Here is a 13756-nt window from a genome sequence, read left to right on the forward strand (position 1 = left end):
TTATTAAGATATAGGTCTTCGGTTTCTCAGTTTTCTACAGGTTTAAGTCCCAGAGCTTTCCCTTTCTCAAGCATAAACTCACGGGCAGCCTCGTGCTCATTCGGAATCTCTCCTTCCAGGATCGCTTCTTTTATGGCCTCCTTGATCATCCCTATCTCTTTTGAAGGTTTGATATTGAAGGTTTCCATAATTTCCTCGCCGGTAACCGGAGGCTGAAAGTTGCGAACGTGGTCGCGTTCTTCCACTTCCTTCATCTTCTCGCGAACTACCTTAAAGTTGTTGTGGTATTTTTTGAAACGCTTTGGGTTTTTTGTGGTAATATCGGCCTCGCACAGGGTCATCAGGTCTTCAATATGATCTCCTGCGTCAAAAATAAGGCGGCGCACGGCTGAATCTGTGACGTTATCATCTGCAATGGCAATGGGCCTTGAACTCATCAGTACCATTTTCTGAACGAATTTCATCTTGTCATTCAGGGGCATTCTAAGGCGTTTGAATAGTTTAAAGACCATCTTTGAACCCACGAATTCGTGTCCGTGAAAGGTCCAGCCTATCTTTTTATGGAATTTCTTTGTCGGTGCCTTCCCGATATCGTGTAGTAATGCAGCCCATCGTAGCCACAGGTCATCGGTGTTTTCTGAAATATTATCTACAACCTCCAGGGTATGCCAGAAGTTGTCCTTGTGACGCTGACCTTCTATTTCATCTATGCCTTCCAGGGCCGTTAGCTCCGGAAGAATGATCTTTAGCAGTCCCGTCTTATGTAACAGGGTGAAACCTAAAGAAGGCTTATCTGCAAGAATGATCTTATGGAGCTCATCGGTAATGCGCTCCTTTGAGATGATCTTAATGCGTTTTTTGTTTCGGGTAATGGCCTCCAGCGATTCTTTTTCGATTTTGAAGTTGAGCTGGGTTGCAAACCTTATCGCCCTTAACATTCTTAACGGATCATCAGAATAGGTGATATCGGGATCCAGGGGTGTCCGGATGATCTTGCTTTTCAGGTCTTCGAATCCGTTGAAAGGATCCAGCATATCCCCGAAGTTCTTATCATTAAGGCTCAAGGCAAGGGCGTTAATGGTAAAGTCTCTTCTGTTCTGGTCGTCTTCCAGGGTCCCGTCTTCAACCACGGGCTTGCGGCTGTCTTCATTGTAACTTTCCTTGCGGGCACCCACAAATTCGATCTCCATATCGAAGGCACGCAGCATCGCGGTGCCATAGGTTTTAAAGACCTGAACCTTGGGTTTGTGCGGCAGCAGGGAAGACACCTTTTGAGCGAGCTCTATCCCACTTCCAACGGCAACGATATCTATATCTTTGGGTTCTCCGCGATCAAGAATATGGTCGCGAACAAAACCGCCAATAACATAACTTTCAAGCTTCAATTCTTCGGCAGCCAGGGAGATGACCTTAAAGATTCGGTGACTTAAGGCGCTGCTGTAATTTCGTATTTCGGGCATTTGTTATTTGCGTATCACTTTCACCTTTCCATCATTACTAAGCTTAATGATCGCCGATGGTTGAGATGATTTTTTTGACTGGTGCAAATTTACTACATAGTCTACACCTTTTAAAATTTCAGGGCTTATTTGCGAAAATGAATTTGGGGTGGGTTGGCCGCTGATGTTGGCCGATGTGGAAACGATTGGTCTTCTGAATCTTTTTGTAAGTTCCTTACAGAAGGCATCTTTAGTAACCCTTATCGCCAGGGTATTGTCTTCGGCAATTAGATTTTCGGCAACCCTTATGGGATCGTCGTATACAATAGTAGTTGGTTTTGCTGCATATTTAAGAATGTCATAAGCCACTTCAGGAACATCCTCTACATATTCATTCAGCATTTTGAAGTCGTTTACCAGGCAGATAAGTGATTTTGATTCACTCCGCTGTTTTAAGGCAAAGACCCTTTCCACCGCTTCAGCATTGGTAGAATCACAGCCTATACCCCAAACCGTATCGGTAGGATAGAGGATAAGCCCCCCTCTTTTAAGGGTTGCGATGCAATTCTGGATCTCTGTTCTGTAATCTTCTTTTCCCGATTTTGCCGAGGACTTCTTCATATTCTTGTAATGTTTTTTCAGCCATAGTTTTAGTGCTGAAATTTTCAATGACTCTGGTGTGAGAACGTTCAGTGAACTTATTCTGCAACTCCTTATTTTGGGCCAAAGATAAGATATTTTTCGCGAGAGCACCGGTATCGTGCGGAGGAGAAAGCAGCCCGTTCTCATTATGAGTGATGATCTCCGGAATACCACCAACATTGGTGCTTACCACCGGAACCTTATGGTAGAAGGCTTCATAGATCACTCCCGGTAAACCTTCGCTTTGTGAGCTTACTGCCAGAAGGTCGAACTGGGGAATAAAATTAGAGGCCTTTGGGAGAAAACCCAGGAAATGAAAATTAGCCTCCAGGTTATGCTTTTTTACGAGTTCTTTAAAGGCTCCGGTCCTTTCGGAAAGGTCTCCGATCTGCACAAAATGGAAGTCTTTTTTGCCTTCTATATTTATAAGCCGGTTAGCGGCTTCGATGAGGGTGCCCAGATCCTTGCTTCTAATGTGGTTTGCAATATTCCCGATTACAGTATCATTCTTGCTGAGACCAAGCTTGGGTTTCAGGTCAAACGGAGTTTTATCTGATTTAGTGCTGAGGTTGGTGCCGTGGTAGATGACTTTCAGCTTGTCCTTCTTATAAATATTCTTAGAGGTGATCTTTTTAGTCTCTTCCGAAACGCATAAGATGCGTTTAATTTTCGGGTAATTGTATTTGTAAAGGGTTCGTTTTCGATCCTTAATTGGGAAAGATGTCTTTTTACTGAAAATAAACGGCGGAAGTTTTACCAGTCTGTCGGCCATTACCGCAAGGGTGAGTGCCGTGGTATCGTGAATATGGATCAGGTCGATATTCTCTCTTTTTGAAGTCCTTATCAGCTGATATATAAAGCGGGGATCTATCTTGATCGCAAGCGGAGCAGAAGTGAAATCAAGCCCGGAGCCTTTCAGTTTTTGGTGAAACTTGCCTCCTTCAACACAAAAAATGAGGTTTTGAAAAAGATCAGCTTCAGCCTGAAGTTCAGTGCAGAGATTTTCGATATGATTCTCACCGCCGCCCCAGGTTTTCATAGCAGAGAGGTGTAATATGTTCATTTATCCTGACTGGTTTGAATTTCAAATTTAATTTATATTTTTTATCTGAGCCATCTATTTCTAAGTGGGTCAGTTTATTCTATAAATTTAATCTTAATTTTTTGGCCTAAAATTTGTTTTTTTGCAGCAGCTATAGACCTAATTTTATGAAGAGTGTGAAAGTTGCATTACTTATTTCTACCTATTGCTGGCCAGAGGCTTTACGATTGGTTTTAAAAAGTCTTCTGAATCAAAGCATCCTGCCTGATGAGGTTGTGATAGCCGATGATGGTTCTGCCGACGATACAGCTGAGGTGATTAGGGAATTTAATGAAAAGGCGCCTATGACCGTTAGGCATATCTGGCACGAAGATGATGGTTTCAGAAGGACTGTGATCCTTAATAAGGCTATTTCAAAGATTGAGTCAGACTATATTATTCAGCTCGACGGAGATTGTATTATGCACGAAAAATTCGTTGAAAATCACCTTAACTTTTCTCAGAACGGGAACTTTCTTTTCGGAAGTCGTGTAAATATTCAGAAACATTTTCTTCCAAAACTTTTTGCCGAAGAAAGGATCAATTTTCATTTTTTCTCAAGGGGAATAAAAAAGAGAACCAGAAATATTCACTCTCCTGCATTGGGGGGACTTTATAAGGAAAAGGACGAATTGTCTAAAAAAGTCCGGGGTTGTAATCTTTCTTTCTGGAAAGATGATATTCTTAAGGTGAATGGTTATAACGAGGATATGACCGGCTGGGGAAAGGAAGATTCAGAGTTGGTAGTGCGTTTGCTCAACAAGGGAGTGAAGGGAAGAAGACTAAGATATAATGCTATTATTTATCATATCTGGCACAAGGAAGCATCAAGACATAAGCATAATATCAATTTTCAGATTCAGGAAGAGGCTATAAAACATAATCTGACCAGTTGCGAAAACGGGATAAATAAATACCTATAATCAGGATCCGGCTTTTTTAAGGTATTTGTTAATAGCTTTTGCTCCTCTTTCGGAGGGAGTGGAACCTTCTTCGGTATAATAATTCTGCGCTGTTATTTCCTGTTGAATATTTTTATAGTCAGGAAAGGACCTTTGCGCCAGCTCAAGATTTTCCTTTAGATTATTACTGTTCTCTATTACCGGCCCGCACTGCCAGAAACGAAAAGATATATCTTTTTTGTAGTTGAAGTTTTTTGTATTCAGAAATAAACAGGGACGGGGTGTAGTGATGAATTCGTAAATCTGACTGGAAACATCCCCCATATAGATATCGGCATTGTGCACGTGGGTCATGTTTACACTTGCAACACTTCCTAAGTCTATATGAATATTATCCGAACTAAAATATTTTTCAGAAATTACTTTCTTGCTTTCACCGCCTTTTTTCTTTTGAAAAAGATGGAGGTGAGGAGCGAAGATCAGGTTATAGGTGTCTTGTTTATAAAAGAATTCCAAGATATTTAAACCTTCATCCTGCCAGGATGAAAAATCGGGATCAAAGTGAGGGTTGTATAATACAGTTGTTCTTTTATTTTTAAAAATTTGCCTTTTTGGACAGTGTTTTACTGCATCAAATTTTGAGTATCCAGTTATTGCGTAATTTTTTCCTAAAATTCCGAGCTTCTTATACTGCTTGTATTGATAGTTTCCTATCAATAACTGGAAATCGAAATCCTGAAGATTTTCATTAAACGCGTAAGCCCTTCCAGGCGTTCCGTGTGAAAATTTGAGAAGTTTAGGAGAGTTGTTTTTTCGGGCTTCAAGGAGATAACGGTGAAAATAATCAGTAAATACCACCGCGTTAAATTCATTCAGAAGGTAGTTCAGGTTTCGTTTTAACCAAAAGCCTTTTCTTGGTAGTTTTCTGTTTTTTAGCTTATCAGTAAAAGATCTAAATGGAAAAGTCGGTAACTCTTCAACAACGAGTTTATCACCTTTTAGATCACCCAAAGACTTATATAAAAGATCATCAACACCCTTATAGGTTAGAATGTGGACCCTGTTTGTTTTAGAAAGCTCTATTGCAATTGAGATAAAATGAAAAAGGTGGTGTATTTCATCCAGAAAAAGAAAAGCAATCTTTTTTTTATTCCGTGGATTCGGATTATTTTTCATTGTCAATGTTCCATTTTATTGTGAAAAGGAAGTTGTAACCAGGCGGTAAAGTTAATTTTTTTAGCTTACTTAAATTGCCGGTTTTAGCATTGTTGTACTTTTGCCCTATGAAAGCAGTATTTTCTGAAGCATTTGAACCCTCTCAACAAAAGATCTTAGGTTTTGTAAAGAATTTCAGGCAGGGAGAACTATTCGGGGATCAGAACCGAAATGAGATCAGGCTGTTCGATCTTGGGGATAAGAAGCTCAATATTAAATCTTTTAAGGTGCCTAATGCGGTCAACAAGATCGCCTATCGTTTCTTCAGGAAATCTAAGGCCGAGCGTTCCTTCTATTATGCTCAGCATCTTCTCTCTAAAGATATAGGCACTCCGGAGCCGGTGGCTTTTATGGAACAGAGTTCAGCTTTTACGTTTGGAAAGAGTTATTACATCAGCGAACATCTGCAGGCCGACCTAACCTACCGGGAACTGGTAAAAGACCCTGATTACCCGGATCACGAGGAGATCTTAAGGTCTTTTACCCGATTCACCTATAAACTGCACGAGAACAATATCGAATTCCTTGATCATTCCCCGGGGAATACGCTTATTAGGCTGAATAATGGAAATTATGAATTCTTCCTGGTAGACCTGAACAGGATGAATTTCAAGCCGCTGAACTTCACGGAACGGATGAACAATTTTGCCCGGCTTACTCCGAAAAAGGAAATGGTGGAGATAATGGCAGATGAATATGCTAAACTCACAGACAGGTCTTCTTCTGAAGTCTTTGAAAAGATGTGGTATTTCACCAATCTTTTTCAGGAGAAATTCAGAAAAAAACAACGTCTCAAGGAAAAATTGAAATTTTGGAAATGAAAAATCCCCAGATCTCCGTAATTATAAGTACCTATAATGCTGTAGAATGGCTAAAGAAAACCCTTGCCGGTTATGAGTGTCAGACGTTCAGGGATTTTGAGATCGTGATTGCCGATGACGGTTCCGGCCCGGAAACCGAAGCCTTTCTGAAGGAATTCCGGGAAAGGTCCGAAATTCCTTTAACACACGTCTGGCACGAAGATGACGGTTTCCAAAAAACAAAGATCCTGAATAAGGCGATTCTTGCCTGTAAAGCAGAGTATATCTTAATGACCGATGGCGACTGTATTCCAAGGGAAGACTTTCTTCAAGTGCATTATAAGCTTCGGGAAAAAGGTTATTTCCTTTCCGGGGGATATTTCAAATTACCGATGGATATTTCAGAAGAGATAAGTGTGGAGGATATAAAGGCTCAGCGTTGTTTTGATAAGCAATGGCTGAAGAAATTCGGGCTCAAATCTTCGGTCAAGAACAAGAAACTTACTGCAGGAAAACGGGAAGGAAAGGTCCTGAATAAGCTTACCCCAACCAATGCCAGCTGGAACGGGCATAATTCCAGCGGATGGAAAGAGGATATTCTTGCCGTGAACGGTTTTGATGAGCGAATGAAATACGGCGGGGAAGACCGGGAACTGGGGGAGCGACTTTTTAATTATGGGATCAAATCCAGGCAGATCAGGTATTCCGCGATCTGTATACACCTGGACCACGCGAGGGGTTATGTGAACCAGGAGGCCATAGACTTCAATAAAGAGGTGAGAAAAAAGACCAAAAAAGAAAAACTAAACTACACCGAACACGGTATTAAAAAGAGTGAAAAACAGGCTTAATGTTTTTTATTTTTATTCAACTTCAGGTTGTTGATGAACTCATCGAGTTTAGGGAGGATAAACTTATAACCGAAATCTTCATATAGTTCATCTATCCGGTCCTTAACAGGGCTGTCTTCTTCAAATGCAGCGGGAAGGAAATCCTTCAGATGTACAGCAACATTATGCTCATCTTCATATAATGACCAGGCATTTTTTTCTATCTGTGGAGCGAAAATTGAGAAGGTAGGGGTGTTTACGGCCTTTGCCATATTAACCGCTCCACCTTCATTTCCTATAAGGGCATCGCTTAGAGAAGTAAGTGCAATGAATTCCCTTAGACTGCTTCCGAAGAGTTCAATAAAGATCTTTTTTCGGGTTTTTTCTTTACAAAGCTCATAGAGCTTTAAAACTTCCTTCTTTTGTTTTGGGATATAATTGAAAAGAAACTGAGCCTCGGTTGTTTCTGCCAGGTGATCAAGGATCTTTGCCATATAGGCCAGGGGGTAGGTCTTTTTAAGCGAACTGCCTAAAACCCCGATCATAAAAAGCGGCTTTTTAAAGTCTATTCCCTCCTTGTGAAGTTGCTCACGGGCCTTACCTATCTCTGCTTCGGTAAGGTAGATTTTCGGTTTGATCTCCAAGGGGAAGTCTGAAGAGAGCGCGCTCAATAGTAAAAGGCGGTTCTCCACTGCAAGCCCGGCTTCCGTTTCAGGGGTTTCTGCATACCTGAAGCTTTTGGAGTAACACCAGCGGGTATACCATTTTTTGTATCCCGTACGCACTTTGGCCCCTGAGAAAAAACTGATCAATCCGCTTCCTATTTTGGAGTACACATCTATAACCACATCATATTGTTGCTTCCTGATCTTTTTCAAAAAAGAAATGAACCTGAAAGGATTTTTTAGTTCCTTATCGGGATAATAGATAATATGATTGATAAAAGGATTGTTCTCGACTACCGGTGCGGTATGCGGATAGATCATAAAGTGCAATTCCGCTTCAGGATATTTATCCCGAAGAGCTTCAAATAAGATTGAGGATGTGAGTACATCCCCAATCATTTTTTGCTGAATTACCAGTATTTTCATTTTATGTCTTTCCGTTTAGACGGCTACATCATATTCCCTTAAAGCATCATTAAGAGAGGTCTTTTTATTGGTGCTTTCTTTACGCTTCCCAATGATGAGGGCACAGGGCACCTGGTATTCTCCGGCAGGAAATTTCTTGGTATAGCTGCCCGGGATCACCACAGACCTGGCAGGAACATAACCTTTAAATTCCTTAGGCTCATCTCCGGTCACGTCTATGATCTTGGTAGAACCGGTAAGCACCACATTGGCGCCCAGCACTGCCTCTTTCTCCACGCGAATCCCTTCAACCACTATACATCTGGATCCGATAAAAGCATTGTCCTCAATGATCACCGGCGCCGCCTGAAGAGGCTCCAGTACACCGCCGATCCCGACACCGCCACTCAGGTGCACGTTCTTGCCGATTTGAGCACAGCTTCCCACTGTTGCCCAGGTGTCCACCATTGTTCCTTCGTCCACATAAGCCCCGATATTCACATAGCTCGGCATCATTATCACGCCACTGGAAATATAGGCTCCGTGTCTTGCAACAGCATTAGGGACCACCCTGATTCCTTTTTCTTTATATCCTGTTTTAAGCGGCATCTTGTCGTGATATTCAAAGATCCCGGCTTCCAGGGTCTGCATCTTTTGAATTGGGAAGTAGAGCACGACCGCTTTCTTTACCCATTCGTTAACCTGCCATCCGTCGGCAGTAGGCTCGGCAGTTCTTAACTCTCCCAGATCCAGTTTCTCTATCACTTCCCGAATAGCATCTGTAGTTTCTTTTTCTTTTAGTAAGTCCCTGTTTTCCCAGGCTGCATTTATTTTCGCTTCTAATTGATCCATCTTAACTGTTTTAGGCAAATATAACAGCTTATACCCAAATTTTGGTGGCATAGGAATATAAACCTTACCTTTGCGTAAATTTTTGCAATGGGCAGGATTCTTGCAATAGACTATGGGACAAAACGTACCGGGATAGCGGTTACCGATGAGCTTCAGATCATTGCTTCGGGGCTTACTACCGTGAGTACTCCCGAGCTTATTTCCTTTCTGGAAGATTATTTTAGTAAGGAAAAGGTGGAGCTTGTAATTGTGGGAGAACCACTTCAGAAGGACGATACCCCTTCTCAAAGTGAAGTGTTTATTCAGGAATTTTTGAAGAAATTTGCTGAAAAATTCCCGGCTATGCCTGTGAAAAGGGTAGATGAACGATTCACCTCCAAAATGGCGGTGCAGTCAATGATAGAAGGCGGACTTAAGAAAAAGAAACGCCGAAATAAGGCACTTGTAGATGAGATAAGTGCGACCCTTATCCTGCAGTCTTATCTGTATAATTAAAATTGCGAATTAAAGAAGTTATAAGAAAATGATATTACCGATTGTAGCCTACGGAGATCCGGTCTTGAGGAAGAAGTGCAAGGAGATAAGCAAAGATTACCCGAAACTGGATGAATTGATTGAGAATATGTGGGAGACCATGTATAACGCTTATGGGGTGGGTCTTGCCGCTCCGCAAATTGGTCGGCCAATAAGATTATTCCTGGTTGATGCCTCTCCTTTTGCAGATGATGAGAATATTGATGAAAAGGAAAGAGAAGAGCTTAAAAAATTAAAGAAGACCTTCATCAATGCCAGGATCGTAGAGGAAGAAGGCGAAGAATGGGCCTTTAATGAAGGTTGTTTAAGTATTCCCGAGATCAGGGAAGATGTCTTCAGAAAGCCTCAGATCACCATAGAATACCAGGATGAAGATTTTAAGGAACACCGGGAAGTTTATACCGGCCTTGCAGCAAGGGTGATCCAGCACGAATATGACCATATTGAAGGGATCCTGTTCACCGATAAGCTTTCAAGTCTTAAGAAAAGACTCATCAAAGGTAAGCTGAAAAACATTTCAAAAGGGAAGATTAAGATCGACTATAAAATGCGTTTTCCCGAAATGAAAAAAGCAAGATAATCTCTTTGATAATTAGCGCAGGACTGTGATATTTGCGTGCCTAATTCAAAAAATACTATGAGTTTAGAAAAAATATTAGCGATCTCGGGGAAACCGGGTTTGTATGAAATGGCTGCTCAAACAAGAGGCGGTTTTATTGCAAAATCTATTGTTGACGGAAAGAAAATGGCGGTTACTATGCGTCATAATGTGAGTATCTTGAGCGAGATTGCCGTTTATACCTACTCCGAAGAAATTCCGCTTGGGGAAGTGCTTGAGAGTATCAAGGAAAAAGAAGACGGGGGGGAAGCCATAAGTCATAAATCTTCCAAGGCTCAACTTGAGGATTATTTTTCTGAAATCCTTCCGGAATATGATGTAGACAGGGTCTATGCCAGCGATATCAAGAAGATCATCCAGTGGTACAACCTTCTTATCAAGAACGGATTCACCGACTTTAAGAAAGAAGAAGCTGAGGAAAATAAAAGCGAAGAGGAATAAGAAACCCTTCTGAAGAATAAAAAAAGGCTGAAAATTGAACTTTCAGCCTTTTTTTATGGATCAATTCTTCCTTATTTATATTCCTTTTTTATGCGATCAAGGCGGCGTTTGCTCTCCCTGTCCTTGATGGTCTCCCGTTTATCGTGCAGTTTTTTACCTTTTGCAAGGGTGATCTGCAACTTGGCAAGTCCGCGGTCATTGATGAACAATCTTAGGGGAATAATCGTCAGTCCCGTGTTCTTCACCTGCTTTTCCAGCTTACGTAGCTCCCTTTTTTGAAGAAGAAGTTTACGTTCACTCTTAGGGTTATGGTTAAAGTGGGTAGCGTGAGAGTACTCTTCCACGTGCATATTGATCACATAGAGTTCGTGATCCTGAAACTCGCAGAAACTTTCGGCAATAGAGGCTTTTCCTTCCCTTATGGCCTTTATTTCGGTACCCGCAAGTTTGATCCCCGCAACATATTTATCCAGAAATTCATATTCGAATTTGGCTTTACGGTTCTTTATGTTGATCGTGTTGGGTTTCTTCAAAATATCTGATTTTTATATCTCCCCCGAAATTCAGGTAGCCGGACATTTTCAATTGGCCTGAATGTTAACCGGGGTTTCGGTCATCACAAAAATACTAAGCTTTATTTAGAAATAATGATAAAGCAAGTTTAAAATTAAGTAATGAAGGCCCGTCATTTTCGTCTGATATTATGCAGGCAAGTAAAGGATTAAAGAAAATCTCAAATTCCTTTAATTAACTATATTTGCACCCAATTTTATAAACTATGAAATATCTTAACCTAATTATTATAGTTCTCCTTTTCATCTCCTGTGACCAGGAAAACAAAAAAGAAGAACTTACGGCAGAGAAGATAGTTGAAAGGGCTATCGATACTGCGGGAGGACAGAACTATGAATATGCCGAGATCGACTTTGTTTTCAGGGATCGGAATTATAAAAGCTTTCGCGAAGGAGGGAAGTACCGCCTGGAACGGATACAGCAGGATTCTACCGGAAAAATGATTCACGATATTTTATCGAATGAAGGGCTTCAGCGAAAGGTGAACGATTCCACCGTTCAGGTTGCCGATTCTTTGGTTACTCCTATAAGTAACGGGGTGAATTCCGTTCATTATTTTGTTCAGCTTCCTTACGGCCTTAATGCTCCGGCGGCTAATAAAAAGCTTATTGGTAAAGACAGTATTGCCGGGAAGGAATATTATGAAGTTAAGGTAACCTTTAATGCGGAAGGTGGCGGTACAGATCACGAAGATGAGTATTTGTACTGGATAGACACCAAACATTATACGGTAGATTACCTGGCTTATAATTATGAGGTGAATGGCGGGGGAATCCGCTTCAGGAAGGCCTATAACGAAAGAAAAATTGAAGGGCTGAGGTTCGTGGATTATAAGAATTATAAATATGCAGAATTAGGGACTCCTTTGAAGAAGCTTGATTCCTTATATGAAGAGGGAGAATTGGAATTGCTTTCCACAATCGAGAACAAGGATATTAAGGTGAATATCAGCAAGTAGTTTTCCTGTGTTCAGGATATAAAAAATAAAAAACCGAATCTTATGGAATATGGGATTCGGTTTTTTGTTACAGCTATACAGTTCTTATTAATTTATGTAAAGAACCTGTGAGGTTTTCTTTCCATCGGAAAGCTCCTTGACTATGAAGAGCGCGCCGTTCTCATCATCGGCAATATTCTCATATTTTTCTTCCCCTAATATGAGGTTCACGAACTGAGGGGTGGTATTGCTATGCCCAACAACCAGGACTGTCTTTCCTGCCGTTTGCTCCTGGAAATCCTGGTCGTTTAAATTACTGGTGTCATAAATTTTCAATTTAAGACCCTTGGCCTTGGCAGTCGGTTTTGCGGTAGCTTTTGTCCTTTTGAAATCTGAACTATAGATCATATCAAGATCGACATCCTTAAATACTTCCGCCCAATTCCTGGCTCTTTTTTCTCCGGCTTTGGTGAGTACAGGATCTTTTTCTTCCGGATTGCTGCGATCCTTTTCAGCGTGTCTAATAAAATAATAGGTGGTTACCTGGTCTGTACTTTCATTTTGTTCAGTTTCTAAATTTTCCGGCTCCTCCTTTTGTGAATTGTTGCAGGCCAGGAAAAGAGGAAGTAATAGAAGTAGTATTTTCTTCATTGGTTTAGTTTTTAATATCGATCTCGAATAAAAAGATTTGGTTAAGTTGTTTGCTATAGCTGTTAAAGTTGTTGTCTGAAATAAAGATGAAGGATTGTTTCCCGTTCGGTAAAACAGGCCCGAAACACATCCCTTCTATATTATCTATGATCCCGTCGGTGAGATGATTTTCAATGGATTTAAAATCGAAAATAAGGCGTTTTGCCGCCGGCTTCACCTTTTGGTCCTGAAGGTTCTTAAGGTTTAGCGTATTGGTGGCTTTTGAAGCATCTACCTCAAAAACCTTTACCGTATTTCCGTGTGACCCATACCCGGCTGAATAGGCACGCTCTATTACCAGGAATCTGTCATTTTGATACTCCAGGATCTCTGTGATCCCGTTTACCGCGAAATAATTGATGGGCAGTTTCGATATGCCATCCAGTTTATAAGCGAACTGGCGGCTGGCCTCTTTCGATTCATCATTAAAATAGGTTATTCTGGTCAGCGAACTTGTGGGAAATAGTTTAGGCTTGGGCCCGTCTTTTTCAAGCGGAAGTTCCGCAGCGACCCAAATTCCTGTATGGTCTGAAGATCTGCTAAGGCCTTCAAAGACTCCATTGTTCCTTGGTTTTTGATCACCTTTAGCTGTAAAATAATTCGGAATTTCATAACTGGATCTGAATTCTGCATTTTCCGAAATTCTGAACACAGAAGGGTCTTTCCCATCCTGAATGGCACCTTCACTGGAGAGGATCAATTCATCTTTTGAAGAATCGAACCTTACAGACTCAAGGTCCAGGGTGGCATTCTTTAAAAAACCTGAGCTTCGGTCAATTTCTATAAGGTCTTCAATAATTACGGTATCTATGGATCGGTTTACGAGTTTGATTTTTGCCTTGTAGAGTCTTGGGTTAGAAGCCTGGTCGCTGACCATAAAGTAGTTTCCGTTACTATAGTCGATTCCCGAAAGCCCGCCTACAGGGGTACCTTCAAATTCCATATGGGCATCAATTACATATTCATCCAGGAAATGTAATTCAATATTCTTTGTATCCAGGTTTCGGGTAGTGGCGCAGCTTAATACTATTGAAAACAAGGGGAGTAGGTAGTATATTCTTTTCATAGAGGAATTTTCCGAGGTAAAAATAACAAATACTTAAGATAATTATGGGAAACTTTTGAGAGTCT

At 41.0% G+C, this 13756-nt stretch carries 16 protein-coding genes; 7 read left to right on the forward strand and 9 right to left on the reverse strand.

Features of this window, described 5'->3' with window-relative positions; translation table 11 throughout:
• Window positions 1-26: 26 nt before the first annotated feature.
• From ACFQ3Q_RS06370 to ACFQ3Q_RS06380, 3 genes are read right to left on the reverse strand one after another with little or no spacing between them, the layout of a single operon-like run.
• A complete protein-coding gene (locus ACFQ3Q_RS06370) occupies window positions 27-1460 on the reverse strand; it encodes a CCA tRNA nucleotidyltransferase (protein WP_380744041.1) in 1434 nt (477 codons plus the stop codon).
• Window positions 1461-1463: 3 nt separating this feature from the next.
• A complete protein-coding gene (locus ACFQ3Q_RS06375; RefSeq protein ID WP_380744043.1) occupies window positions 1464-2060 on the reverse strand; it encodes an L-threonylcarbamoyladenylate synthase in 597 nt (198 codons plus the stop codon).
• Window positions 1987-3144: a glycosyltransferase family 4 protein gene (locus ACFQ3Q_RS06380; protein ID WP_380744046.1), complete on the reverse strand. Its 1158-nt coding sequence runs from the start codon at window positions 3142-3144 to the stop codon at window positions 1987-1989. The genes ACFQ3Q_RS06375 and ACFQ3Q_RS06380 overlap by 74 nt, the downstream gene beginning before the upstream one ends.
• 146 nt (window positions 3145-3290) lie before the next feature.
• Between ACFQ3Q_RS06380 and ACFQ3Q_RS06385 the strand changes: the two genes are divergently transcribed.
• Window positions 3291-4085, forward strand: coding sequence for a glycosyltransferase family 2 protein (locus ACFQ3Q_RS06385; RefSeq protein WP_380744048.1), 795 nt, complete (start codon window positions 3291-3293; stop codon window positions 4083-4085).
• On the opposite strand, the gene ACFQ3Q_RS06390 is transcribed toward ACFQ3Q_RS06385, so the two are convergent.
• Window positions 4086-5240: a hypothetical protein gene (locus ACFQ3Q_RS06390; RefSeq protein ID WP_380744050.1), complete on the reverse strand. Its 1155-nt coding sequence runs from the start codon at window positions 5238-5240 to the stop codon at window positions 4086-4088.
• Window positions 5241-5347: 107 nt separating this feature from the next.
• Here ACFQ3Q_RS06390 and ACFQ3Q_RS06395 point away from each other — a divergent pair, with 107 nt between their 5' ends.
• Window positions 5348-6100: a lipopolysaccharide kinase InaA family protein gene (locus ACFQ3Q_RS06395; RefSeq protein ID WP_380744052.1), complete on the forward strand. Its 753-nt coding sequence runs from the start codon at window positions 5348-5350 to the stop codon at window positions 6098-6100.
• The gene (locus ACFQ3Q_RS06400) at window positions 6097-6930 is read left to right on the forward strand and encodes a glycosyltransferase family 2 protein (RefSeq protein ID WP_380744054.1); all 834 of its coding nucleotides are present in this window, start codon (window positions 6097-6099) and stop codon (window positions 6928-6930) included. The genes ACFQ3Q_RS06395 and ACFQ3Q_RS06400 overlap by 4 nt, the downstream gene beginning before the upstream one ends.
• Here the strand turns inward: ACFQ3Q_RS06400 and ACFQ3Q_RS06405 are convergent.
• Window positions 6927-8000, reverse strand: a complete 1074-nt coding sequence (locus ACFQ3Q_RS06405) for a glycosyltransferase family 9 protein (protein WP_380744056.1) — start codon at window positions 7998-8000, stop codon at window positions 6927-6929. The two genes, ACFQ3Q_RS06400 and ACFQ3Q_RS06405, sit on opposite strands and share 4 nt — an antisense overlap.
• 15 nt (window positions 8001-8015) lie before the next feature.
• A complete protein-coding gene (locus ACFQ3Q_RS06410; protein ID WP_380744058.1) occupies window positions 8016-8831 on the reverse strand; it encodes a 2,3,4,5-tetrahydropyridine-2,6-dicarboxylate N-succinyltransferase in 816 nt (271 codons plus the stop codon).
• An 87-nt stretch (window positions 8832-8918) separates the two neighbouring features.
• Here ACFQ3Q_RS06410 and ruvX point away from each other — a divergent pair, with 87 nt between their 5' ends.
• From ruvX to ACFQ3Q_RS06425, 3 genes are read left to right on the forward strand one after another with little or no spacing between them, the layout of a single operon-like run.
• Complete coding sequence (gene ruvX, locus ACFQ3Q_RS06415; RefSeq protein ID WP_380744060.1) at window positions 8919-9326, forward strand: Holliday junction resolvase RuvX; 408 nt, start codon at window positions 8919-8921, stop codon at window positions 9324-9326.
• A gap of 28 nt (window positions 9327-9354) precedes the next feature.
• A complete protein-coding gene (gene def, locus ACFQ3Q_RS06420; RefSeq protein WP_380744062.1) occupies window positions 9355-9945 on the forward strand; it encodes a peptide deformylase in 591 nt (196 codons plus the stop codon).
• Window positions 9946-10002: 57 nt separating this feature from the next.
• Window positions 10003-10425, forward strand: a complete 423-nt coding sequence (locus ACFQ3Q_RS06425; RefSeq protein ID WP_380744063.1) for a DUF5606 family protein — start codon at window positions 10003-10005, stop codon at window positions 10423-10425.
• 71 nt (window positions 10426-10496) lie between these two features.
• On the opposite strand, the gene smpB is transcribed toward ACFQ3Q_RS06425, so the two are convergent.
• Window positions 10497-10958, reverse strand: coding sequence for an SsrA-binding protein SmpB (smpB, locus tag ACFQ3Q_RS06430; RefSeq protein WP_380744065.1), 462 nt, complete (start codon window positions 10956-10958; stop codon window positions 10497-10499).
• 245 nt (window positions 10959-11203) lie between these two features.
• On the opposite strand from smpB, the gene ACFQ3Q_RS06435 reads away from it, so the two are divergent.
• Window positions 11204-11956, forward strand: a complete 753-nt coding sequence (locus ACFQ3Q_RS06435) for a DUF6503 family protein (protein ID WP_380744067.1) — start codon at window positions 11204-11206, stop codon at window positions 11954-11956.
• 87 nt (window positions 11957-12043) lie between these two features.
• Here the strand turns inward: ACFQ3Q_RS06435 and ACFQ3Q_RS06440 are convergent, their stop codons facing one another.
• Window positions 12044-12586: a SixA phosphatase family protein gene (locus ACFQ3Q_RS06440; RefSeq protein WP_380744069.1), complete on the reverse strand. Its 543-nt coding sequence runs from the start codon at window positions 12584-12586 to the stop codon at window positions 12044-12046.
• Between the two features lie 4 nt (window positions 12587-12590).
• Window positions 12591-13691: an esterase-like activity of phytase family protein gene (locus ACFQ3Q_RS06445; RefSeq protein ID WP_380744071.1), complete on the reverse strand. Its 1101-nt coding sequence runs from the start codon at window positions 13689-13691 to the stop codon at window positions 12591-12593.
• Window positions 13692-13756: the final 65 nt, after the last annotated feature.

Origin of the sequence: Salegentibacter chungangensis, from assembly GCF_042678405.1 — a bacterium.
GTDB lineage: Bacteria > Bacteroidota > Bacteroidia > Flavobacteriales > Flavobacteriaceae > Salegentibacter_A > Salegentibacter_A chungangensis.

What these genes read in the sequence shown, in the direction of transcription:
- ACFQ3Q_RS06370 (WP_380744041.1), bottom strand. Translation starts at nt 1,460, where the DNA reads ATGCCCGAAATACGAAATTACAGCAGCGCCTTAAGTCACCGAATCTTT.
- ACFQ3Q_RS06375 (WP_380744043.1), bottom strand. Translation starts at nt 2,060, where the DNA reads ATGAAGAAGTCCTCGGCAAAATCGGGAAAAGAAGATTACAGAACAGAG.
- ACFQ3Q_RS06380 (WP_380744046.1), bottom strand. Translation starts at nt 3,144, where the DNA reads ATGAACATATTACACCTCTCTGCTATGAAAACCTGGGGCGGCGGTGAG.
- ACFQ3Q_RS06385 (WP_380744048.1), top strand. Translation starts at nt 3,291, where the DNA reads ATGAAGAGTGTGAAAGTTGCATTACTTATTTCTACCTATTGCTGGCCA.
- ACFQ3Q_RS06390 (WP_380744050.1), bottom strand. Translation starts at nt 5,240, where the DNA reads ATGAAAAATAATCCGAATCCACGGAATAAAAAAAAGATTGCTTTTCTT.
- ACFQ3Q_RS06395 (WP_380744052.1), top strand. Translation starts at nt 5,348, where the DNA reads ATGAAAGCAGTATTTTCTGAAGCATTTGAACCCTCTCAACAAAAGATC.
- ACFQ3Q_RS06400 (WP_380744054.1), top strand. Translation starts at nt 6,097, where the DNA reads ATGAAAAATCCCCAGATCTCCGTAATTATAAGTACCTATAATGCTGTA.
- ACFQ3Q_RS06405 (WP_380744056.1), bottom strand. Translation starts at nt 8,000, where the DNA reads ATGAAAATACTGGTAATTCAGCAAAAAATGATTGGGGATGTACTCACA.
- ACFQ3Q_RS06410 (WP_380744058.1), bottom strand. Translation starts at nt 8,831, where the DNA reads ATGGATCAATTAGAAGCGAAAATAAATGCAGCCTGGGAAAACAGGGAC.
- ruvX (WP_380744060.1), top strand. Translation starts at nt 8,919, where the DNA reads ATGGGCAGGATTCTTGCAATAGACTATGGGACAAAACGTACCGGGATA.
- def (WP_380744062.1), top strand. Translation starts at nt 9,355, where the DNA reads ATGATATTACCGATTGTAGCCTACGGAGATCCGGTCTTGAGGAAGAAG.
- ACFQ3Q_RS06425 (WP_380744063.1), top strand. Translation starts at nt 10,003, where the DNA reads ATGAGTTTAGAAAAAATATTAGCGATCTCGGGGAAACCGGGTTTGTAT.
- ACFQ3Q_RS06435 (WP_380744067.1), top strand. Translation starts at nt 11,204, where the DNA reads ATGAAATATCTTAACCTAATTATTATAGTTCTCCTTTTCATCTCCTGT.
- ACFQ3Q_RS06440 (WP_380744069.1), bottom strand. Translation starts at nt 12,586, where the DNA reads ATGAAGAAAATACTACTTCTATTACTTCCTCTTTTCCTGGCCTGCAAC.
- ACFQ3Q_RS06445 (WP_380744071.1), bottom strand. Translation starts at nt 13,691, where the DNA reads ATGAAAAGAATATACTACCTACTCCCCTTGTTTTCAATAGTATTAAGC.